Consider the following 21,974-nt stretch of genomic DNA (forward strand, 5'->3'; position numbering starts at 1 on the left):
CGGCAGAGCCGCGCCACCGATTCTGGCAAATCTGGATTGGTATCTTATTCTCTCGCAAGTCCCTAAAGAAATTATGGGAGACTTGGCGATCGCCTATCTGATGATTTTTTATAGAGAATTTCCTTAAAATAGATCTAAGTACCAAGTTAAGAAATGGCTACGCCATTTCTTAACTTGGAAAACCCTACGAGGTTTAGTTTTTAATTCCTGAAAGTGTTGTCACACTTTCAGGAATCAGTATAAAGACGCTTTGCGGAGTAAAGATGATGACTGCTTATACAATCAATCTCGATCCGATTGTGAAACTGACTAGAGAGCAGTTTTACGAACTATGTGCGGCAAACCCTGAACTTAAACTAGAGCGCAATGGGAATGGAGAACTTGTAATTATGTCCCCCACTAGCAGCGAAACTAGCTCTTGGAATTCGGATATTAATCTCGATTTAGGGATTTGGAATCGTCAGGAGCGACTTGGTAAGGTTTTCGATTCTTCTGGGGGATTTTCTCTGCCTAGAGGTAGCGATCGCTCGCCTGATGTGGCATGGATACCCATGGAAAAATGGAATGCTCTCACCCCTGAACAACGTAAGCAATTTTTACCCTTATGCCCTGACTTTGCGATCGAGCTTTTGTCGCCAACGGATTCATGGATTAAGGGTTTAGCCAAGATGCAAGAATATCAGGATAATGGTTGCCGTTTGGGGTGGCTAATTGATCCAGAAAGTAAGCGTGTGGCAATTTATCGTTTAGGTAAACCTATAGAAATTCTTGAAGCACCCGTGAGTTTGTCTGGAGAAGAAGTTTTATTGGGATTTGTCCTCAATTTAGAAAATATTTGGTCATCCCATTAAGTATAGCTATAGCCAAATAAGTTAAGACATAAAACCCAGAAGAGTGTTGCGGCGCTTTGCGCCGCAACACTCTTCTGGGTTTTGTTTTTGTCCTAACATAACTGGCTACTGCTATAACTAAGCATTAGACAACTTAAAGAGGGGTAGGTGCTGAAATGGTCATTCTATAGAGACAAAAAATACGAAAATACGTCGATCGCACGTTAGCTGTTCATTACCTCAATTTAGGCAAGTAGTTTAGCTAAGCCAACTGATAATCATTGAAAAAAGCAATAAAGGCAGATCGTCAAAGGATATAGAATAAACCTAGTCAAAATCAGGGAGTAACATAACAAATATGCAACCAATCATTTTTCCAGGTTCGGCAGTGCGCGTTGTGAATGAGGGCGATACCTACTATGGATTTCAGGGGCAGGTACAACGGGTCACCGATGGTCGCGTTGCGGTAATTTTTGGCGGTGGTAACTGGGAAAAGATCGTATCATTTCGTGCTAATGAGTTAGAACTAATCGATACTACTGTTAGTTCTAAAGCGAAAAAGAAATAATTGTGGCAAATTTACCGACTCCAGATAAGTCAATAGGTAAATCTTCAGGCAAGCCGTCTGGTAATCTCAACCAAGCGGGAAATTCGGTCTTGTCATTTATTATTCGGAGTGTAGCGATTGGTGCGAGTGCGATCGCGGGGACTAGCATGGGGCTTGCGATCGCCTTTATCCGCCCAGACTGGGTTTGGCAACCTTCGCTTAATTTTTTAAATTACAAAAAGCAACAGTTTACCCTATCCGCCGATGCCCTATTTGAGTCCAATAAGGCAAGCATTCGCCCCGAAAGCTTTCGGTTACTAGATGAAGTTGCCGCCCAATTGCCTTTGACCTCTGGCAAAAAGGTACGCATTAATGGTCATATGGATGGGAGTGGTACAGTAGATGAGTTAACTCTCTCCTATTTACGCGCATCAGCGGTTAAAGAATATTTAGCGAGACTGCGCGGCGAGCAAACTTATTATTGGATGGCGATCGGTTATGGCACTAGTCGTCCTTTATCTGGCAGCGCTGGTGATAATAATGGCAAGAGTAACCGCCGCATCGAGATTTTTGTAGATGACTAGATATGCAGATCACTTTTCTCGGTACTAGTTCGGGTGTCCCCACTCGCGGACGCAATGTCTCTAGTGTAGCCGTACGTTTACCTCAACGTGCTGAAGTTTGGCTGCTAGATTGTGGCGAGGCAACTCAGCACCAATTGCTACGAAGTGATGTCAAAATCAGTCAAATCTCCAAGATTTTTGTCACCCATATGCATGGCGATCATATTTTTGGTTTACCAGGGCTGCTGGCAAGTTGCGGCATGGCAGGGAATGTCAGCCATATCGATATCTATGGACCGACGGGTTTGGGGGAATATCTCGATGCATGTTTGCGCTATAGCGAGACACGCCTTTCTTATTCGATCAAGGTGCATCGGGTCAAGGCAGGCATCGTATGTGAAGATGCGGAGTTTTATATGGTGGCAGCTCCGCTCAAACATAAGGTGACAGCGCATGGCTATCGCTTGGTGGAGCGCGATCGCGTGGGTAAGTTTGATGTCGATAAAGCGATCGCCATGAATATCCCCCCAGGTCCCATCTTTGGCGAACTAAAACAAGGCAAGATCGTTACCCTTCCCGATGGACGTAAGATCGATGGCAAACAGTTTTGTGGCGCTCCCCAGATTGGGCGCAAAATTGCCTACTGTACCGATACAATTTTTTGTGATAGTTCCGTAGAACTAGCCCAAAATGCCGATGTACTGATTCATGAATCTACCTTTGCCCATCAAGATGCCGATATGGCTTTTCAGCGTCTGCATTCTACCAGCACAATGGCGGCTCAGGTGGCGCAACTGGCGAATGTCAAGCAATTAATCATGACCCATTTCAGTCCACGCTATTCTCCAGGCAATCCAATTCTATTGGAAGATTTAGTGAATGAGGCAAGGAGCATCTTTGCCAATACCATTCCAGCCCATGATTTTATGACCTACGAGATTGCCCCAACTAATGGATAACTAGGACAAACCCGAAATATGAGTAGCGGCGCTTTGCGCCGCCACTCATATTTCGGATTTTAGTTTCTAAGCAAACTTTATACTAGTTCACGAAAGTGTGATAACACTTTTGTGAATTAAAAACCAAACCCAGTAAGGTTTTTTAAAGCTCAAAATGGCGTAGCCATTTTGAGCTTTGGCATTATACCAATTCACTGAAGTGAGCCAACACTTCAGTGAATTGAAAATCAAACCCAGTAAGGTTTTGATATTCCCAAAATGGCGTTGCCATTTTGGGAATTGGTATTACTTATGAGACGATAATATTTTTTCTCCGAAAATATATGGGAGCAGTTGCACAATATTGCGAGCATCGTCAATACCTCGATGATGTGTGCCTATGAATTTAAGTCCAGCCATCTTGACTGCCTCACCTAAGCCAAGCTTTTTTCCAAGCTGCTGTCGTTCGGTTATAAGTCGTTTTAAATTAAGATGAGGCGCAGTGATTGGATAAGGAACCTTATGAAAGTCACAGTCTTGATGCAACTGCTTGCGATCATAATCTCCCCATGAGCAGAATATGAATCCATGATATTGGTAAAGCCATGCTTTGAATGAGCAAATAAACTCATCAAACAAAGGTGCGTCGTCTACATCAATCTGTTGGATTGACGTAAGCTTTGTACAAAAAGGCGTTAGATTTGGATGTCTAACTGGACGGACAAAGCTCTGAAATTCGTCAATTATCTGGAGTTCTTGAGCTTCAACCATGACCGCTCCAATTTCAATGATTTCCATCTGACCGCGAGGAATGCTCCTTTTGTCGCAGCATGTTGCTTCAAAATCGATGATTAGATACAAATCAGGTGACATTAGCGTGGAATTTAACCTTATAAATTACCGAAAGGGAATAATTTCTGCAATCAGTCCTGATTGGTTTAATCTTTGCACCAACTGGTCAGCCGCAGGGCGATCGCTATAGGCTCCCACCTGAAGTACAGTTCTGCCACTACGGGACATACGGAAAGCATCGGGAACAATCGTCTTGACCTTCTGGACGATGACGGTAGAAGTTGCGGGAACAATCACCCGATATTGGAATGGCTTACCTGTTGTGGGATCGAGCGTTGCTGGCGGGAGAGTTGCGACCTGAGTGGGAAATCTTGGCGTTCCCGCATTGGACTGATTGCCATAATCGCGCTCGATGATAATAGTTGTGGGAGAATTATTACTAGATTGATTACTGGATTGATTATTAGGTTTAGGGGAAATCACGGGACTGGGCAAAGATTGGCTTGGAGTATTGGGAATAAATACAGTAGTGGGACTAGGATTGGTCTGAATAGGAATCGCTCCACCGCTATTATTACTGCTGTTATTCGATGTAGAAGGAATTGATGGCAAAGGTGCAGGTGGAATCGAAGCGATGGGATTAGCGATCGCATTGGTAATTGGTGAATTCGCAGCGCGAAGATCGAGTGCGCCCCGAACGCGAGCTTGATTAATTTGGTTGCCTACCGCCACTAGCGGAATTGTCGTAGCATTATTAATATCAAATTCGCCGTTGTTACGAAAGGTGTTTTTACCCTGCGAAATCGTTGTTCCCACATCGGGGCGGGGCGCACCATTAGAGCCACTGAGAACGACAAGTCCATTGCGCTGATTATCGGCGATCGCATTACCGCGCAGCGTCGGTTGAGCTGTGTTAGAAATCACGACACCATCAACATTTCGCGAAATATTATTATTAGTCAAGAAGACCTGCGATTGCTGCCCAATGGATAGTCCAAAGCCCGTATTCTCAAATCTATTATCGCGAATCTCTCCCGTACTGGTTCCCAAGGCCGAGATGCCGCTACCCGTATTCCCCGTAAATAGATTATTGCTGATATAAGCATTAGAACTTCCCGTTAGGAAGATCCCATCATGGGTATTGCGAATAAAACTGTTATTAGCAATGACGACATTGCGACTAGACTCTAGCCATAGTCCATAACCACGCGGATTGCTATTGGTAACCGTAACGCCCTCAATGCGAGAGTCATTTGCTGCGACGATCGCAATATTTTGACTAGCAAAGGTAGAACTAACAAAGCGTCCACCGCCACTAATGACAACCGTTCCATTTGCACTGGGATTACCGCGCAATATCGCTCCTTGAGGAAGGCGAATCGGAAAACTTTCACCCGTAGCTTCGCTATATTTACCATCGCTTAATTGAAAGATTGTCCCTGCTTCGGGATTGGCAGCGATCGCCGCTGTGACCGTCCGAAATGCTTGATTTTGAGAACCCGCTCCCACCGTATCAGCACCTTGGGGCGAGACAAAAACTATTTTTTGTTGGGCAGTCTGCGCCCAAGCCACAGCAGGAGTGGTGAGGGACAATACAAAAACTAGATTGACTATATTAATAAGACTAGGACAGGGAAACTTATTCATATCGAGACACCAACAAGATATCTGGCAAACATGTCTAACTAGACTAGCAGCAAGTTGCTTTTGTTTCACGAGTATGCGTCACAAACAGGAAGTTATGGGGCGATCGCAAGATTTTACCAGTCACGCCATTCGCTTGCAGGACCCTCGCCACCACCATATTTCGTTGGATCGATTCCTGCGGCGATGGCGATCGTATTGCAAATCTCGCATAGGTCTTCCCGCTCTCCCGTTTCGATCAATCCATCGTTATCATTAAGGTCATTGAGGGTTTCCACGGTTTCCTGAAATGCCTCTAGTTTTGCTTCAGTAGAAGCTTGCTCGCCCAAAGCCGCAAGATGATCGATTAGGGTGTCAAAGGCGGCAATGTAAGGTTTACAGGATAGTTCGTTATAATCTTCAATGGTATTTGCGATCCATCGCGCAAAAGGATAGCGTTTCTTAGTTGCGAACAGGCGATCGGTATATTCACTCATAATATTACTCACAATATTCACTCATACAGCAATTGCCGATCAAACGAATCACAAGGAAGTTTTTAAAAGCGTTGCAGAGCAACGCTTTTAAAAATTCCCTTGGTTTGGGTTTGAGCGCAAAGCGCTGCAAGTAGCTGGGCATAATTAAAAAACAGACTCAAAAACTGTAGCGCACGCTGCGCGTGCGCTACAGTTTTTGTTTTTTTGTATTTAATTTAAACTGAAGTCACAGGCTCTTTTGCCAGAAACTTCTCAAGCTCGCTAATTGCCTCCGCATCAACCTTCTCTTGCATAGGACAGAACTTCGGTCCACACATCGAGCAGAATTCTGCGGTCTTATAAATATCCGCAGGTAAAGTCTCGTCGTGATATTCCTTAGCACGCTCAGGATCGAGGGACAATTCAAATTGCTTGTTCCAATCAAAGTTGTAACGAGCCGTTGAAAGTTCATCATCGCGATCGCGAGCGTTAGGACGATGGCGAGCAATATCCGCTGCATGAGCAGCAATCTTATAAGCAATCAGACCATTGCGAACATCTTCGGCATTTGGCAAGCCCAAATGCTCCTTCGGTGTGACATAGCAAAGCATGGCAGTACCATACCAACCAGCCATCGCTGCACCGATCGCCGAAGTAATGTGATCGTAGCCAGGGGCAATATCCGTAACCAGAGGACCAAGTACATAGAAAGGAGCTTCCGAGCATTCTTCCATTTGCTTGCGTACGTTGAATTCGATCTGATCCATTGGCACATGTCCAGGACCTTCAACCATGACTTGAATATCATGTTCCCAAGCGCGACGAGTTAGCTGTCCGAGGGTTTTCAACTCTGCAAGCTGGGCTGCATCAGATGCGTCATGCAAACATCCAGGACGGAGAGAATCACCTAAACTAAAGGAAACATCATGTTTCTTGAAGATTTCGATGATGTCATTAAAATGGGTATAGAGAGGATTTTGCTTGTGATGGTGCAACATCCAACGCGCCAAAATACCGCCACCACGAGACACAATACCCGTGAGACGATTCTTGACCAGAGGAAGATGCTCGATCAAAATTCCTGCATGGATAGTTTGATAGTCTACGCCTTGCTCAGCGTGCTTCTCAATGATATGGAGGAAGTCATCGGCTGTGAGGTTTTCCATTCTGCCATGCACGCTTTCGAGTGCTTGGTAAATGGGAACCGTACCAATGGGAACTGGCGAAGCATTAATAATCGCTGTCCGAATCACATCTAAATCGCCTCCACCTGTGGACAAGTCCATAACGGTATCTGCACCATACTTGACCGATAGATGGAGCTTGGCGACTTCTTCATCAATATTAGAGGAATTAGGCGATGCACCAATATTGGCATTCACTTTGCATCGAAAGGCAATGCCAATTCCCATGGGTTCGAGATTGGTGTGATTCTTGTTAGCGGGAATAATAGCCCGACCTCTAGCAACCTCAGCACGTACTAATTCGACGGGCAGATTTTCACGCCATGCCACATACTGCATCTCTTCAGTGATGATGCCTTGACGAGCGCAGTGCATTTGCGTACCGCGATATTCTCCGCGCCTTGTGGGTGCAGAGTTAAGCTTTAGTCCAACAGTCATGTAAATTTCCTCAAATAATGTGCTTTCCTACGCCGATGTCAATCGGTTCAGGTTCTAAGGATTTGCTCTCAGTCTGGTTTTCACAGACACTCCTAGCATCTTGAGATCATAGCACTGTAAAGCTAGTGCTTATAGGTAGAGATAGGCTGGACTATAAAAATTAATTATTGCCAGCGCATTGCGCTGACTTAACAACTAGATAAATTTTTGAAAGCAATGCTAAGCAGCCCTTTCAAAAATTTATCTAAGTGCTTATGCAAAATAAATTACCAAAACCCGTAAAGTTGCGCCCTGTAGGGGCGCAACTTTACGGGTTTTGGTTTGTAATTAATTATGCCTAGCTACTTATGTTAGGTTGAAGACACAAAGTGTCTCCAACCTATATGGTTAAGTGAAATCAATATTGTCGTAAAGATCAGCTATTTGGATTTGCACATCTGCAAACCTTAGAGAAATCGTCACGGTCGGCTCATCATATTCCGAGAATAGCCATTGATTGACCGCAGTTTTAACGTGATGCTCCACATGAACACGATATTGATCGACTAATAAATATTCCTGAAAAGTATTAATAGTGCGGTAAGAGGCAAATTTTTCACTGCGATCGTAGTTTTGGGTGGATTTAGATAACACTTCCGCAATGAAGCAAGGATTGGTAATTGTATCCTTACGACCATCCTGCATTTCCAAAGGTTTAGGCGCAACCATCACATCAGGATAGGTATGCATCTTAAGGTCAGGAATCCAAAGTCGCTGATCCACATGAAATATCCTAAACCCTTTTACTTTTAGTAGGGGTTTCAGCAATAGGTATAAATTGCCCGAAATGTCGTTGTGGTTGGGTGTTCCACCAGTCATTGGAATAATTTCTCCATTACGGTACTCGTTGCGGATGTCTGACGCTATTTCTAGCTCTAGGTATTCGTCAACGGTGTAAGTTTTCTGGGCGAGTTGAGTAACCATTATGTTTTACCTGCGATCGCGTCCTGATAAGATTTTTTTAGAGTAAGGCTGAGTCGAGTTGAGACATTCTTGCAACTCAGGCGATCGCTCTGTGTCCACATCCCGTTCACGTTTATACACCAATCCGCGCACAAAGCCTCCCACTAAATCTCCAAAGATAATCTGATCAGGTTGGAAAGCATATTGCTGAATAGATAAATCATCGGCTTCATGCAATTTATAAACTTCATAATCAATCCCTGTTAGATAACGAGGAATCTTGAGATGGAGAGAAGTAATCATTGTGCCATTAGATGAGGAGCCACTATAACAATAGCGATCGCCCGTGGGATTCATCTGTTTGAAAATACTGATATAGCGCGAACCACCACCCCAATAGCTACCTGCTTCGAGGGCTTGGGCAGATTTGACGGCAACAAAGTTAGAACTAAAGCTAAGAGCGATCGCCGCTATACCATAAAAAATTTTTTTCATATTTTTATCTTTTTTACATAAATATCTATGGGCAGTATCTATGGACAGTGGGAATTGCTGCTTATATTATTCAAAAATCTGGGATATTAGACAGGAAAACTCTGGTAAAAGTGGCGATGTTAGGGTGTCAGTTGCAAATAAAGTCATCGCTAATTTGAGAACACCATTTTCACGTCGATAAACTTGAATTTGCTTGGCTCGCCAATCTGCAATCCAATATTCCAATACACCATGCGATGAATAAAGCTTAAGTTTTATTTCGCGATCGCGCTTTTCATTGTCAGTACCCGTCGATAGCACCTCGATCGCCAGATCGGGCGCACCACGAAAATGTCCCGCATCATCAATTAAAGCTGCATATTTCTCTTTATTCATCCAGATCACATCAGGGATGACATCATCATTGTCGCCAAATATTAATCCTGCCCCAATTACTGCGTATCCTAACCCCGATATTTTTGACCAAGTTTTAAGCTCATAATAAAAATTGCCACAGGTATCTTGATGCTTATTGTGAGGCGCTCTAGTCACGTAAAGTTCTCCATTAATAATTTCATAACGGTTGCCGTTATCGGGCATCAGTTCTAAGTCAGCACTAGTCCAAAGAAGTTGCTCTTCTGGATTAGAGATTGCTCCTTCTGTGACTATGGAATTATTCGTGGTTTCAGGCGTAGCAATGATCGCTTGAGTCATGATGGATCCCTACGATGAGCGATATCGTAATAGTATAAACAGTATAACAAGGGGCAATTGATGGTAACAAGGATAAATTCTGATGATTACTCTAGTGACGGGCGCAACTCGTTCAGGCAAAAGTGAATGGGCTGAGCATTTAGCCATGCGATCGCAAAAAAATGTAATTTATATCGCCACCGCCACTCGTTATCCCGATGATGCGGAATGGGAATTGAGATTGCAAAAACATAGCGATCGCCGTCCTGAGCATTGGCAAACCTTGGAAGTTCCAATTAATTTGTCTAAAGCGATTTTAGGAATTCAAAGCGATTCCCATTATATTCTGGTAGATTCTCTTGGCACTTGGTTAGCAAATCTTTTGGAAGAGGATGAAACAGCTTGGAGCAAAATAGAAATAGAACTCTTGGCAGCAATCCAAGACTGTAAGGTCGATATCACCTTTGTCGCGGAAGAAGTGGGATGGGGAATCGTACCAGAATACAAATTAGGGAGAATATTTCGCGATCGCCTCGGCGGTTTGAGTCGTAAAATTGGGGTGATCGCCGATCAGGTTTATCTGGTTACAGGAGGACATGCGATCGACCTCACCCAATTAGGTGAAAAAATCCCTTCGGCATTGGATCAAAATGCTAAAAGCTATGAATAACAAGCTTTAGATTAATTTGTCCTCCTTTTTTAGTAACTTGACAAGCACTTAGCCTTAGCCCTATTATTAAAAAGTAAGTACTTACTTATTTATGGCTCGTCCTCCTAAAATCACCAATGAAGAAATTCTGACTGCGGCGCGAGAAATCTTTTTAAAAGAGGGTTTTGGCGCATCAACATTGGCGATCGCCGAAAAGGCGGGCATATCCGAAGCTTCTATCTTTAAGCGCTTTGCAACTAAGCAAGCATTGTTTCTGGCTGCTATCGGCATTACAGAAAATCCAAAGTGGGTTAAGACCTTATCCAGTCAAACACCTACTGCGGCAATTAAGGAAGAGTTGATCGTGATATGTGAGCAAATGTTGGCATTCTATCTGGAGGTGATGCCCAGAGTATTTATGCTCATGAATCAAGGTGATGTACCTCATCCACCGCCAATGCCACCTCCGCACCTAAGAGATACCTATTTACTAGCTAGCTTTTTGGATAAAGCGATCGCTTTAAAGCATCTGCGATCGTGCGACACCTTGACCGTAGCTCACATGATTGTCGGTCCAATTATCAATTATATCGTGTTGAGTAATATGGATCAGAAAATGCCCATTGCACTTCCATCGATGAAGCATACCTTCGTCGAGCCATCCATTTTTATTCACACCTTAATTGAGACCCTATGGGATGGACTAGCAGCAGAACCGACTCAAAATAAGTCTTCAAAATAAGTCTTCAAAATAAGTCTTCAAAATAAGTCTTAAGTATTGCTTCTTAAGTATTGCTATGGATGAAACAACAACTATTGATGGTAGCTGGACACTTTTTTTAGGCGAACTATCGGCAACATTGCTAATAGTTCAAGATGGTGACAGGATCGGTGGAATCTTCGCTAATTCTAGCGAGCATTTATCCCTTAAAGGGAATATTTCTCGCAACCGCCAAGTGAATTTTACGATTGAGTCTACCAAGAGGCAGGGTTGGGTTGGCAAGTTTGAAGGTGTCATTAATGGCAATGTCATGAATGGAACTACTAATTTACCGAAATTGGGAAATAGTCTCTGGTCGGCATCTCGACAAAGATGATGTGCTTATTAGTAAGTTAATTACTTACACTGCAATCCATTGAAGAAACTCTGCGTATTCCTTTTGTTTTTTGGAGGAAAATCATGTTATCCGAACCAGTTCCTACAAATGCTTCCAGCCAGAAGCCAGATAAGAAATCTTTACCGCGAGGGAAATGGCTGAAATTTGGATTACCCACACTTTTACTGTTGTTAGGAATTGGCGGAGTAGGTTGGCAATTTTTAAATTCGGCATCGGTAAATAATTCTCCAAGCGATCTTATCACTCAGTCTGTAGAGCGCAAAACTCTGCCGATTACCATTACCGCCAATGGTACGATCAAGGTTGAGCGTTCGATCAATCTCAGCCCCAAATCAACGGGGACAATTAAAACTTTGCTGGTAAAAGAAGGCGATCGCGTACGTCAAGGACAATTAATAGCTGAAATGGACGATTCGGGACTACGCGGTCAAATCATCCAAATGGAAGCACAAGTTTCACAACAGGAAGCAAATTTGCAGCGGTTGATCGCGGGTAACCGTCCTGAAGAAATTGCTAAGACTAAGGCTCAGCTAAACAGCGCTCAAGTTGAACTGCGTCAAGCAGAAGAAGATCTCCTTAGCAATCAATCTCTTTATCAATCAGGAGCAGTTTCTCGACAAACCTACCAAAAAGCAGTTACATCCCGCGATACCGCTAGAGCCTCCGTGTCACAAGCACAACAATCGTTAGTATTATCTCAAGCAGGATCGCGGAGTGAAGATATTGACGAAGCCCGCGCGAAGTTAGAATCTGCATTAGGAAGCTTACAAACTACTCGAACTTCCCTTGACGACACCAAAATAGTCGCGCCCTTTGATGGCATCGTCATCAAAAAATATGCCGATATCGGAGCATTTGTTAGTCCTTCCATGTCTGGAAGTAGCGACTCGGCATCGTCATCATCAATTTTGACCCTTGCCAACGATCGCCTTCAAGTGGTCGTCAATATATCGGAAGCTCAAATTGCCAAAGTCAAATTAGGACAATCAGTGAAGGTGAAAGTTGATGCCTTCCCTAACGAAGTATTTACAGGCAAAGTCGAACAAATCGCCCCACAGGCAACGGTTTCTCAAAATGTGACCAGTTTTGAGGTGCGTGTGGGGATTACTTCTACGGAAGTTGCCAAGTTGAAAGCTGGCATGAATGTTGAGGCTCAGTTTGAGGTTGGCAGTTTAAATAATGCGATATTGGTTCCCAATGCAGCCGTAGTTAAACAAGCTGATGGAACGGGAGTTTATATTTTGGGCAACAATCGTCAACCAATATTCCAAGCGATCCAAACGGGAAATACCGCAGGCAGCTTTACGGAAGTTAAATCTGGACTCCAAGGTAATGAACAAGTCCTCGTCAGTCCTCCTGCTAAGAAAGAATCTAGTTCCTCAGGGGGGATTCTGCCGCCTGCCCCACGATAAAAAGCAATTTAAATTACCGATCAACTCATTTAAAATTAGCGAGGTATGAATCCTATGACTTTACGCCCTCACAATATTTCCTATTGGGAAATTGCGGAAATGGCGATCGCCTCTCTCTGGGGCAATAAGCTCCGTAGTGGATTAACGATGTTGGGCGTGATTATCGGCATTTCCTCTGTGATTGGCATCTCTTCCATCGGGCAAGGCGTGCAAAAATCTACGGAAGAAAATATTCGGGGTTTAGGCACTGATGTTTTACAGGTCATGTCTGGAGCCGCTCAAAGTGGTGGAGTCAAAAAGGCGATGGGTTCGGTCTCAACACTTACTTGGCAGGATGCAAAAGCGATCACAACTCAAGCACCTTCCGCAACCGTAGTTTCCGCCTATCTCCAAGGTAGTACGCAGGTTGTCTATAATGCGGAGAATACTTTAACCAATATCTATGGAACCGATTTAAGCTATCCCACGGCAAGAAATACCTTTCCGAAGGAGGGGCGATTTTTTAATGCCGAAGAATTAGATACGGCTGCTTCAGTAGCAGTAATCGCACCGACGGTCAGGAAAAACCTATTTCCTAATAACGTCAATCCCATCGGTCAAAAAATCAGAATCCAAGGTGAGATTTATGATGTGATTGGGATAATGGAAGCCAAAGGTTCTCAAGGCCCGCAAGATCGCGATGATGCGGTTTATATTCCCTTAACCTCAATGTCTGCGCGGATCATTGGCAATAATTCGCTAACGGGAGTTTCGGTGAATGGCATCTATATCAAGGGTCAGGATGAAACTAAATTAGACATCGTAAAGTTTCAAGTTACCAATATTTTGCGGTTGCGCCATAACATTAATGTTCCTGACAATGATGATTTTCGGATTACCAATCAAGCGGATATTCTCAAAACCTTCAATACGATTTTGAGTCTGTTTACGCTGATGATGGTGGCGATCGCAGGGATATCGCTGATCGTCGGCGGCATCGGCATTGCTAATATCATGCTAGTTTCCGTAGTCGAGCGTACTCGCGAAATCGGTGTTCGCAAAGCTTTAGGCGCAACGGACAATGCTATCTTGAGTCAATTTCTGACTGAGTCGGTGGTTATTTCCGTAGTTGGAGGCTCGGTTGGCATTGCGATCGGGGTTGGAATTACCTTTGCGGCGGCAACTGCGTTTAAGTTCCCATTTATTATTTCTACCAGTTCGATCTTATTGGGGTTCGGTTTGTCAACTTCCGTCGGGTTAATTGCTGGAGTAATTCCCGCTAGAAATGCCGCCAGACTCGATCCAATTACCGCTTTGCGAAGTGAATAGGGAGAGTTTACGATGATTACAATGGAAAATATCACTAAAAGTTATCGACTGGCTGAAGTCGATGTACCAATTCTTAAAGGAATTAATCTACATATAAATTCGGGCGAATATGTCTCGATTATGGGCGCATCGGGATCGGGTAAATCCACATTAATGAATATCATTGGCTGCCTTGATCGCCCTACGGGGGGCGAATATTATCTCGAAGAACAAAATCTCACGACTTTAGCCAAAGACGATCTCGCCTATATTCGCAATCAACGCATTGGCTTTGTATTTCAACAGTTCAATCTCCTATCGCGAGCTACGGCTCTAGAAAATGTAATGTTGCCAATGGTCTATGCAGGAGTTCCCAAAGAAGAACGCCGATCGCGTGCTGAAGAAGCCTTAGTCAAAGTGGGTTTAGGCGATCGCATCTCCAATCGTCCCAATCAACTCTCTGGCGGACAACAACAACGAGTGGCGATCGCCCGTGCGTTGGTCAATCAACCCGCTCTTCTTCTAGCCGATGAGCCAACGGGTGCGCTAGATTCCCAAACTTCACAGGAGGTGATGAATTTGTTTAGCGATCTCAATACTCAAGACATCACAATTGTCATCGTCACCCATGAGCCAGATATCGCCGCCCAAACCAAACGTAAAATTTTTGTGCAAGATGGACTAATCGTTGGCTAATGATTTTGCTAATGAGCGCATAATTTGACATCAGTTCAAGGAAGCTTTTCTAATTTAGCAGATTGCACTTGAGCAGATTGCACTTGGCTGCCGTAGTTCTTCCATTGTTATGTTAAGAACACAAGAATTTTATAAACTTCAAGCCGTTACGAGCCTTCAATAATGAATTGTTAGATTACGCTATTTGACTTAACAGACACTCCCGCAATTTGGACATTCGCCACTTCCTTCAGGATAGAGGCTAGCGCCACATTCTCTCGGACATTCTTGAGGCTCACCTACAGGGACGTACGGTTTCCAACCCATTTTAATATAGTGCGCGGATATAGCCTCTTCCCAAGTATCCGCTTCGATTCGATGCAGCAACTTTGCATTCTCTGAGAGAAGACCTTTAGCACGCTGTACACTTATACTCTCAACATTGGAAAAAGCAATACTGCAATCTGTTTCATTTTCCCAAGCCTCATATATCTTTTTCATCGCAATCTAACGGTTTAATAGATCGGCAAAAAACTTTTGCTTCAACTAAAATATCATGCTTTTATCTGCTCCAATGATGTGTTATACCCCATCACCTATCAATTTCTGAACTTTGCGATCGCTAGTAGTGAGTTCCATACAATCACTTTTAACAATCATTTTTATTTTGTCGATTTTGTTTGACTTTTAAGTAAAGAAACTTTAAGTGAAGCGAAGATCCATGAAAATCAATCTAACGATGTTGAAATGTTGAACCGAGCCGTCATTTCCAGAACTGCCACCATTTCTTTGTTAGCTTTGGATCGCATTGTTTGCAGATAATGATCGGCATTCCGTTGAGAGATACAACAGTTCCATTATTGAACTCTTGACCACACACAGAACAACGTGAAAGATCTGAAACGGTTGATGGAACTGTCTCTGCGAAGGTAGTTGAGCCACCTTGACGCAAGTGTTTGATATACTGTAGTTCATTCAATGCTACATCATTGTTCGGTTCGATCTGAAGCGAAGATTTGAAGGCAACTTCAGCGTTGTCAAGCTCACCCATTTCGATAAGCACGAATCCCCGACCACGACAAGCTGCTGCAAGATCGTTCAGGCTAACATATGGGGTAATCTCAGTTATTTGATCGTACAGGACGAGGGATTCTTTCCTCCGTCCTGACTGCACTAATGCCAGCGCCATCTCGAATACAAACTTAGGATTGGTTGGTTCAAGACTTTGCCCTTTGCTGAGAAATTCAATCGCACGATCAAATTGCTTCCGTTTTACGCAGAGGAAGCCCATGTAATAATGGGCACGAGGGTATGCGTTGCCAATCCAACAGATATTTTTGTTTAGAAGACCTTGTTTTTTCTGCCAAGTGACGTAATGGATGAAATCAGTCTGATCCCAGAACTTGATTGAGATTCCTTCGTCATCTTCTTCTGAATTCGAGTATTCTAATGGTGTATTCGCGATGACTTCCAATAAAAGGGACTCTGCATTGCCGATGTTGCCACTTGCCAATGCTTCAATTGCCGCATTGACTTTATTAGCATCAATAGATTCTCGGTGAGTATTTGGCTCTGATGACATTAGCTTAGTAGAGATGGTAGTTTTAAAGCAATTGCACTTTATGTACCGCAGAGTCATACTTTAAGTCAAGTGCGATCGCCTCATTTATCCATCTGCTAAAAGGGTTTCTGAAGGCGATCGCTATTACGATAAGTCGAGATCTCTCGGCGATCGCCCAGAACTTCTCGGAACTCGTCAAAGAACCCAATTAGTGTATAAAACCCAAGAAGAGAATGGCATCGCAAAGCGATGCCATTCTCTTCTTGGATTAATTATTTTGCAGCAACCAAACATTCTCTCTTGCCGCACATTTTCCCTTCAAACCACCATCAACAGTTGTGCTGCTGAGAAGAGTTAAATTATAACTGTCCAAATAGTGTTGGCTTACTTCGTCGTCACTAATTGAAAAAGGAGGTCCAGCCATTGAAATTTGGTCGTATTCATAGCAAATTAGCAACTGCGATGCTTTATGAGTGATTTTCATTAAGTGTGTTGTGTATTGATTTCGGATTGTCTCAGGCAGAGCCACTAAAGCCGCCCTGTCATAAATTGCATCGACTACGCCAAGCATTTCGCTAGACAAAAGAAATATATCACCCACAAATATGTCAATATCTATCGCGCTGTAGCGCTCTAATTCACCAACTCTCGATATTTGGGGTTCCACCCCAAGTTCCACAAACAATTGCTCGATCGCGATTTTGCTCAATTCAGCTCCAGCAACTCGGTAGCCATTAGAAAGCAACCAAGAAATATCAAGAGTTTTGCCGCACAGTGGGACAAATACAAGGCTACCCTCTACTAAAGATAGCTCTTTAAAATATTTGACCAGTAGTGAATTAGCCTCTCGGTTGTGGAAAGCAATATCATTCTTTTCCCACTTTTGATGCCAAAAGCTTGCATCCATAACTACTCCTTGTGAAATTTACTTACCACTAAATTTTAGCTGTAATACCAATTCCCAAAATGGCGCTGCCATTTTGGGAATCTCAAAACCTTACTGGGTTTGGTGTTTAATTCACAAAAGTATTGTCACACTTTTGTGAATTGGTATAACTTATCAGCCCCTATCCCTTTATAGCTTTAGTCAGTAATGTTAGGACAAAAATCAAACCCAATAGAGAGTTGCGGCGCGAAGCACCGCAACTCTCTATTGGGTTTGATTTCCTGAATTAAGTGAATATAGCTATATCTACCGAACATTTGGTATAACATTTAATAATGTGTTAAGTAGCTAGGCATAAGTAAACTTAAAAACCAGAAGGACATATCGCCCGCTGCGCGGGCGGTATGCTCTCTAGTTTTGGTTTTTAATTATGCCTAGCTACTTACTAAGTTTATCGCTAAAATTGGGTGAAAAGCTAACCTGCGAATATGCTTCCTAATACAGCACTTTGCGCTCAAACCCAAACCAAGGAAATTCTTGAAAGCATTGCAAAGCAATGCTTTCAAGAATTTCCTTGTGGTTCGTTTGCTCTGTAATTGCTGTCATGCCGAAACTAAAAACGGTGTAGCTATTTTTAGTTTTTCAAACCCTGACTAGGTTTGGTTTTTAATTCACGAAAATGCGACAACACTTTTGTGAATTGGGATAACACTTGATGAGAGAGAATTAAATGTCTAAAGATGCTGTGGTTGCTAAATTAAGTGATGTGTTTCGCCATCATGGATATGAAGGCGCATCACTTTCTAAGATTTCCGAAGCAACTGGGTTGGGTCGAGCCAGTTTGTACCATTACTTCCCTAAAGGAAAAGAGGAAATGGCAGCAACCGTCCTCGATCGCCTCTATGCAAATTTAGAAACAAATTTATTAAAACCCCTGCAAGGAAAGGGAAAACCCTTAGATCGGATTCGTGCCATGGGCAAAACCCTCGATCTATTTTATAACAATGGTCGTTCGTCTTGCTTCCTAGAGCTTCTATCATTTGGGGAAGCCCAACCTCTATTTCAACCTGCACTTCAGCAAACTCTGTCTACATGGATCGATGCATTGGCAGAGGTGCTAGTTGAGGCAGGACAGGATGCAAAAGTCGCTCGATGTAATGCGGAAGATGCGATCGCCCAGATTGAAGGAGCGTTGATTGTATCTAGATGTTTGGGTAATAACGAAGCATTCAAACGAGCGATCGCCAATTTACCAAAGATCTTGGGACTCTAGTTCACCAATAGATTCATTCATACTTGAAGTCAAGGGCGATCGCCTGAATTATCAATCCACTAAAGGGTTTGCGGTATTGCGATCGCACTAATAACTCACAAAAGATGATCGCTAATTAATTCTAAGTCCACTTCTTTATTTTTTCGATACCAAATGACTCTGCAATAAACTTTTGCCCCAACTTTTGGCCACAGGGAGTGATCTATTGGCAGACTTTTAGAAACAACATCTATAATTCCACTTAACTTATAGCCTTCTATGACCTGATAATCGGGAAGTTCAACAAAAATACCAAACTGTCTAACTTTTATGACCTTGCCAAAGAATGTATGTCCGATGGGATAACTATTTTTTAGCTCATTCCACAGTACATCAATATCATCATTCATCTCATAGCTGCTGTCATCTATCATAAAATTGCTACCTGTTGAATTTTTATGAAAATTAGGATCGCGTACAGTTTTAATAATTTCCTTGGGGGAGATCACTTATCAATTTCTTGACCTTGCGATCGCTGTTCAGTATTTAGATATACACTTAGATGTACAGATAGGTTCAAAAACAATGTTGTCCAATATTCCTATTACTGAAGCAAGACATGAGCTAACCTCGTTACCTGAAAAGCTGACCCAGCATGGCGGTACACTTGCAATTACTCGCAGAGGCAAGCCTGTCCTTGCTGTGATGACATGGCAACATTACGAAGCAATACTCGAAACCTTGGAAATACTTGGTGATGTGAACCTCATGACTAACTTGCGTCAAGGGATTACCGAGGCAAAATCAGCACAGGGAATAGATTGGGAATCAGCTAAGCGAGAATTGGATTTGTAATGTATCGCATCGTCATTCAGCCTACAGCTTTGAGGTTATTGAAAGAAATCAGCGATCGCCGCATCCGTCAAAAAATCAGCGATCGCATCGACAATCTCCAAGAATCTCCTGAAATACAAGGGAAACCATTAATTGGAGAACTAGATGGTTATTACAGTGTGCGTGCTGTTGGACAAAGATATCGCATCATTTATGCGATCGAGCAATCTCAAGTTACTGTAATGGTTGTATCTTTAGGGATTCGGAAAGATGGCAGTAAGCAGGACGTATACGCTCTTGCTAAAAAATTACTGAGATTAGGACTTCTAGACGAGCCAGATAATGATCAAGAAGATGGTTAAAATCCAGAATTGGAAAATAGAACTTTGATTATTTGGAAGTGCTAGAAAAGGCGATCGCTAATACTGTAAGGCGTGAGTTCTAGGCGATCATCTCACAATTACCTATCCTTGGCAAATCATCGATAACTTCTCAGTACTCATCAACGAAGCAAATCATTTTTGACGGGCTTATCAATTTGGCATAATGCCTAGTTTGACACGCCGCTAGCAATCTTTCATATTCAATGCGGTCGGTGTACAAGCGGATTGTTAGCTACCCATTCTCTATCGCAATAGTCTCCCATAAATCCTGCTTCCGCTTAAGGGGTAAAACATTTTCTTGAACAACCATATGTTACCGCCTGTCCCAATCCTCTGAGAGAATACCAAGGGAAGAAGCAACTTGGAGTTCCATTCGCAACAGTACACCAAGCGCTACGAGACAGCTTCCAATCTCCCTGTGAATTCTTCTGAAACTCAACCAACATGTCTTGTCCACCTGTTTCAATCATAAATGCAACAATTCGTTGGTCATTATACTCAATCACTTTGGAGAACTGTGGGGGCAGCATCCATTCGTTTGAGTTTGCGCGGAGAAGGGAGTCAACTTGCTTACCTTGTAGCAAAGTTAGCAATTCCCATTTACCATACGTACTTCCCAGAAAGAGAAATACTGCACATCCAGCAATACCACAAAATATCTGTTTCTTTGAGATACGCAACATTACTTTGAGAATCAATAGCTTTTAGAACTGCTTCCGAGTGTAGATTGATGAAGTACTCTACTCCCCTAGAACGGCAATCCTACTAATTATATATTATCTACGCGATGTGCAACTAAAAGTCTGAAAGCCTTGATTTCTCGTGCTTTATGGGGCGATCGCCTCAATTATCTATTTGCTAAAGGCGATCGCTATTCAATTTCTTGACCTTGCGATCGCTAATGTGGAGTTAAGCTGGAAGCAACTTTTGCAAGAGATGAATCACATTTAAGCTCATAATCTTTGCAATCTCTTTTTCGGAAAAGCCTTCCTTCTGTAAGGCTTGGGTTAACTGTCCAAGGTTAGCTACATCAAACGGAACCCGAACTGCACCGTCAAAATCTGAGCCGATCGCAACATAGTCTATACCAACCTTATCAGCAACATATCGAATCGCCCTAGCAATAGCGCTGGCATCTTCTCCACACACGGCTGTTTCCCAGAAACCAATTCCGATCACCCCACCAGATTGGGCAATCTGCTGAAGTTGGCGATCGCTGAGATTTCTGGCATTGTTACAAGTCCCTTGTACACCAGTATGGGAAACTAGGACAGGACGGCTAGTTATCTGCAACACCTCATTCATGGTTTGAGCCGATGCATGGGCTAAATCAATAATTAAGCCCAAAGCCTCCATTCGCTTAAGAACTTCTCGCCCAAAGGGAGACAGCCCTCCTTTATCAACCCCATGAGCAGAACCACTTACCTCAGTATCAAAAAAGTGGGATAATCCAATCAACCGAAATCCCTCTTCATAAAGCTGGTTCACATTCTCAATCTGACCTTCCAGCGCATGTGCACCCTCTAAACCCAACAGCCCTGCGGTAATTGCTCGATTCTGTTGTCTTTGAGCAAGATAGTTGTTCAAGTCTTGCTTGGTCTTGATAATCCTAAACTTACCTGAAGCCTCTCGCTCAAGGGATTGAAGTCGTCTGGCTTGATAGAGGGCTCGCTCCTTGAGACTAAACCACGATGGGATCGGCCATCGTTGAAGGATTGCTAGCTTTGTGATGTTGTCACTACGATCATTGTTCCCTTCCAAGAGCAAAGGCGTAGGAACTTTGGTCACAACTGTAAAGATTTGCAGAGCAACATTGCCTTGAATCAGACGAGGCACATCAACATGTCCATAGCTTTCTAGTTTAGAGAGATCCCTTCCCCAAAGCAGAGAGTCAGCATGTAAGTCAACAATAGTTAAAGACTCGTGCAGGGCTTGAGAAGACGAACTCAGGGGTTGGAGAACTAAGGGGCTAATCGGATTAAATCGCTTTGCAACGAAGGATGGAGCAAATGAGAAAACTAGGATTGCTATCAAGATCGCCAGACTGATAACTAGGAGCAGTCCCAAACGAAATACTTTACCGATTTGTCTTCGCTGTCTCACAGAGTAACCCACCGAAACTGTTTAATTATGCCCTTAGCGCTGAGCAGGCTAACCGCTTAATTGAGCGGCAGAAGAACTTTTGCTCTCAGCTAAAATATCACGATTTTGTCCGCTCCAATGATGTGTTACTTCGATCGCCTATCAATTCCTGAACTTTGCGATCGCTATTATTGTGAGTCTTAATTTTTGGCGTTGCACATATTCATAATGATAAATAAGAATAGTATGTTAGAAAATAAGAGTTGGAGTTGTTCAATGACAAAAAATGCAATGCCCAAATTGTAAAGGAGAAAAAGTAGTAAAAAATGGACATC

Annotated in this window: 27 protein-coding genes and 1 riboswitch; of the genes, 13 read left to right on the forward strand and 14 right to left on the reverse strand. The window is 43.1% G+C overall.

The genetic code is table 11. The features are described 5' to 3' along the window. The first annotated feature begins 266 nt into the window (after positions 1 to 266). The 4 genes from PseudUWO310_RS20595 to PseudUWO310_RS20610 all read left to right on the forward strand — a co-directional run bounded on the left by PseudUWO310_RS20595 (position 267) and on the right by PseudUWO310_RS20610 (position 2,899). Positions 267 to 851, forward strand: a complete 585-nt coding sequence (locus tag PseudUWO310_RS20595; protein ID WP_143122353.1) for a Uma2 family endonuclease — start codon at positions 267 to 269, stop codon at positions 849 to 851. Between the two features lie 346 nt (positions 852 to 1,197). Then, on the forward strand, positions 1,198 to 1,398 hold the full coding sequence (locus tag PseudUWO310_RS20600; RefSeq protein ID WP_126390442.1) for an NAD(P)H dehydrogenase subunit NdhS: 201 nt from the start codon (positions 1,198 to 1,200) through the stop codon (positions 1,396 to 1,398). Between the two features lie 2 nt (positions 1,399 to 1,400). Then, positions 1,401 to 1,961, forward strand: a complete 561-nt coding sequence (locus PseudUWO310_RS20605) for an OmpA family protein (protein WP_143122332.1) — start codon at positions 1,401 to 1,403, stop codon at positions 1,959 to 1,961. 2 nt (positions 1,962 to 1,963) lie between these two features. Further along, positions 1,964 to 2,899, forward strand: coding sequence for a ribonuclease Z (locus PseudUWO310_RS20610; protein WP_143122333.1), 936 nt, complete (start codon positions 1,964 to 1,966; stop codon positions 2,897 to 2,899). A 285-nt stretch (positions 2,900 to 3,184) separates the two neighbouring features. On the opposite strand, the gene PseudUWO310_RS20615 is transcribed toward PseudUWO310_RS20610, so the two are convergent. The 7 genes from PseudUWO310_RS20615 to PseudUWO310_RS20645 all read right to left on the reverse strand — a co-directional run bounded on the left by PseudUWO310_RS20615 (position 3,185) and on the right by PseudUWO310_RS20645 (position 9,521). After that, entirely contained in the window at positions 3,185 to 3,751 is a 567-nt protein-coding gene (locus tag PseudUWO310_RS20615) for a 3'-5' exonuclease (RefSeq protein ID WP_143122334.1), read from the reverse strand. Between the two features lie 24 nt (positions 3,752 to 3,775). Continuing rightward, complete coding sequence (locus PseudUWO310_RS20620; RefSeq protein ID WP_143122335.1) at positions 3,776 to 5,317, reverse strand: DUF1565 domain-containing protein; 1,542 nt, start codon at positions 5,315 to 5,317, stop codon at positions 3,776 to 3,778. 113 nt (positions 5,318 to 5,430) lie between these two features. Further along, on the reverse strand, positions 5,431 to 5,802 hold the full coding sequence (locus tag PseudUWO310_RS20625; protein WP_223805785.1) for a hypothetical protein: 372 nt from the start codon (positions 5,800 to 5,802) through the stop codon (positions 5,431 to 5,433). 203 nt (positions 5,803 to 6,005) lie between these two features. Beyond that, positions 6,006 to 7,391 carry a phosphomethylpyrimidine synthase ThiC gene (thiC, locus tag PseudUWO310_RS20630; protein ID WP_055074540.1) on the reverse strand — a complete coding sequence of 462 codons (1,386 nt, stop codon included), beginning with the start codon at positions 7,389 to 7,391 and terminating at the stop codon, positions 6,006 to 6,008. A gap of 7 nt (positions 7,392 to 7,398) precedes the next feature. Continuing rightward, positions 7,399 to 7,495, reverse strand: a riboswitch (TPP riboswitch). A 283-nt stretch (positions 7,496 to 7,778) separates the two neighbouring features. Continuing rightward, on the reverse strand, positions 7,779 to 8,354 hold the full coding sequence (locus PseudUWO310_RS20635; protein WP_143122336.1) for a Uma2 family endonuclease: 576 nt from the start codon (positions 8,352 to 8,354) through the stop codon (positions 7,779 to 7,781). Between the two features lie 6 nt (positions 8,355 to 8,360). Beyond that, positions 8,361 to 8,828 (reverse strand): hypothetical protein, encoded by a 468-nt coding sequence (locus PseudUWO310_RS20640; RefSeq protein ID WP_143122337.1) that lies wholly within the window; start codon positions 8,826 to 8,828, stop codon positions 8,361 to 8,363. A gap of 66 nt (positions 8,829 to 8,894) precedes the next feature. After that, on the reverse strand, positions 8,895 to 9,521 hold the full coding sequence (locus PseudUWO310_RS20645; RefSeq protein ID WP_143122338.1) for a Uma2 family endonuclease: 627 nt from the start codon (positions 9,519 to 9,521) through the stop codon (positions 8,895 to 8,897). Between the two features lie 82 nt (positions 9,522 to 9,603). On the opposite strand from PseudUWO310_RS20645, the gene cobU reads away from it, so the two are divergent. From cobU to PseudUWO310_RS20675, 6 genes are all read left to right on the forward strand, one after another. After that, positions 9,604 to 10,170 (forward strand): bifunctional adenosylcobinamide kinase/adenosylcobinamide-phosphate guanylyltransferase, encoded by a 567-nt coding sequence (gene cobU, locus PseudUWO310_RS20650; RefSeq protein ID WP_143122339.1) that lies wholly within the window; start codon positions 9,604 to 9,606, stop codon positions 10,168 to 10,170. A gap of 91 nt (positions 10,171 to 10,261) precedes the next feature. Next, the gene (locus PseudUWO310_RS20655; RefSeq protein ID WP_143122340.1) at positions 10,262 to 10,891 is read left to right on the forward strand and encodes a TetR/AcrR family transcriptional regulator; all 630 of its coding nucleotides are present in this window, start codon (positions 10,262 to 10,264) and stop codon (positions 10,889 to 10,891) included. Positions 10,892 to 10,946: 55 nt separating this feature from the next. Beyond that, on the forward strand, positions 10,947 to 11,246 hold the full coding sequence (locus PseudUWO310_RS20660; RefSeq protein WP_143122341.1) for a hypothetical protein: 300 nt from the start codon (positions 10,947 to 10,949) through the stop codon (positions 11,244 to 11,246). A gap of 83 nt (positions 11,247 to 11,329) precedes the next feature. Next, positions 11,330 to 12,679, forward strand: a complete 1,350-nt coding sequence (locus PseudUWO310_RS20665; protein WP_143122342.1) for an efflux RND transporter periplasmic adaptor subunit — start codon at positions 11,330 to 11,332, stop codon at positions 12,677 to 12,679. Between the two features lie 54 nt (positions 12,680 to 12,733). Continuing rightward, on the forward strand, positions 12,734 to 13,987 hold the full coding sequence (locus tag PseudUWO310_RS20670; RefSeq protein ID WP_143122343.1) for an ABC transporter permease: 1,254 nt from the start codon (positions 12,734 to 12,736) through the stop codon (positions 13,985 to 13,987). Between the two features lie 12 nt (positions 13,988 to 13,999). Continuing rightward, positions 14,000 to 14,662 (forward strand): ABC transporter ATP-binding protein, encoded by a 663-nt coding sequence (locus tag PseudUWO310_RS20675; RefSeq protein ID WP_143122344.1) that lies wholly within the window; start codon positions 14,000 to 14,002, stop codon positions 14,660 to 14,662. A 189-nt stretch (positions 14,663 to 14,851) separates the two neighbouring features. Here PseudUWO310_RS20675 and PseudUWO310_RS20680 read toward each other — a convergent pair whose 3' ends face one another. The 4 genes from PseudUWO310_RS20680 to tmpT form a co-directional block, all read right to left on the reverse strand. Further along, the gene (locus PseudUWO310_RS20680) at positions 14,852 to 15,142 is read right to left on the reverse strand and encodes a hypothetical protein (RefSeq protein ID WP_143122345.1); all 291 of its coding nucleotides are present in this window, start codon (positions 15,140 to 15,142) and stop codon (positions 14,852 to 14,854) included. Positions 15,143 to 15,404: 262 nt separating this feature from the next. Next, positions 15,405 to 16,223 carry a tetratricopeptide repeat protein gene (locus PseudUWO310_RS20685; protein WP_143122346.1) on the reverse strand — a complete coding sequence of 273 codons (819 nt, stop codon included), beginning with the start codon at positions 16,221 to 16,223 and terminating at the stop codon, positions 15,405 to 15,407. Between the two features lie 22 nt (positions 16,224 to 16,245). Continuing rightward, a complete protein-coding gene (locus tag PseudUWO310_RS23070) occupies positions 16,246 to 16,401 on the reverse strand; it encodes a hypothetical protein (protein WP_190316099.1) in 156 nt (51 codons plus the stop codon). Positions 16,402 to 16,470: 69 nt separating this feature from the next. Beyond that, entirely contained in the window at positions 16,471 to 17,109 is a 639-nt protein-coding gene (gene tmpT / locus PseudUWO310_RS20690) for a thiopurine S-methyltransferase (protein ID WP_143122347.1), read from the reverse strand. Between the two features lie 709 nt (positions 17,110 to 17,818). Between tmpT and PseudUWO310_RS20695 the strand changes: the two genes are divergently transcribed. Then, complete coding sequence (locus PseudUWO310_RS20695; protein ID WP_143122348.1) at positions 17,819 to 18,361, forward strand: TetR/AcrR family transcriptional regulator; 543 nt, start codon at positions 17,819 to 17,821, stop codon at positions 18,359 to 18,361. 95 nt (positions 18,362 to 18,456) lie between these two features. Here PseudUWO310_RS20695 and PseudUWO310_RS20700 read toward each other — a convergent pair whose 3' ends face one another. Next, entirely contained in the window at positions 18,457 to 18,849 is a 393-nt protein-coding gene (locus PseudUWO310_RS20700; protein WP_143122349.1) for a hypothetical protein, read from the reverse strand. Positions 18,850 to 18,925: 76 nt separating this feature from the next. Between PseudUWO310_RS20700 and PseudUWO310_RS20705 the strand changes: the two genes are divergently transcribed. Together PseudUWO310_RS20705 and PseudUWO310_RS20710 are read left to right on the forward strand one after the other, a co-directional pair. Beyond that, positions 18,926 to 19,195, forward strand: coding sequence for a type II toxin-antitoxin system Phd/YefM family antitoxin (locus PseudUWO310_RS20705; RefSeq protein ID WP_143122350.1), 270 nt, complete (start codon positions 18,926 to 18,928; stop codon positions 19,193 to 19,195). Continuing rightward, complete coding sequence (locus PseudUWO310_RS20710; protein WP_143122351.1) at positions 19,195 to 19,536, forward strand: type II toxin-antitoxin system RelE family toxin; 342 nt, start codon at positions 19,195 to 19,197, stop codon at positions 19,534 to 19,536. The genes PseudUWO310_RS20705 and PseudUWO310_RS20710 overlap by 1 nt, the downstream gene beginning before the upstream one ends. 299 nt (positions 19,537 to 19,835) lie before the next feature. On the opposite strand, the gene PseudUWO310_RS23075 is transcribed toward PseudUWO310_RS20710, so the two are convergent. Further along, on the reverse strand, positions 19,836 to 20,255 hold the full coding sequence (locus tag PseudUWO310_RS23075) for a hypothetical protein (protein ID WP_223805786.1): 420 nt from the start codon (positions 20,253 to 20,255) through the stop codon (positions 19,836 to 19,838). A gap of 211 nt (positions 20,256 to 20,466) precedes the next feature. After that, positions 20,467 to 21,660, reverse strand: coding sequence for a dipeptidase (locus PseudUWO310_RS20715; RefSeq protein ID WP_143122352.1), 1,194 nt, complete (start codon positions 21,658 to 21,660; stop codon positions 20,467 to 20,469). Positions 21,661 to 21,974 lie beyond the last annotated feature (314 nt).

It is taken from the genome of Pseudanabaena sp. UWO310 (assembly GCF_006861605.1).
Lineage (GTDB): Bacteria > Cyanobacteriota > Cyanobacteriia > Pseudanabaenales > Pseudanabaenaceae > Pseudanabaena.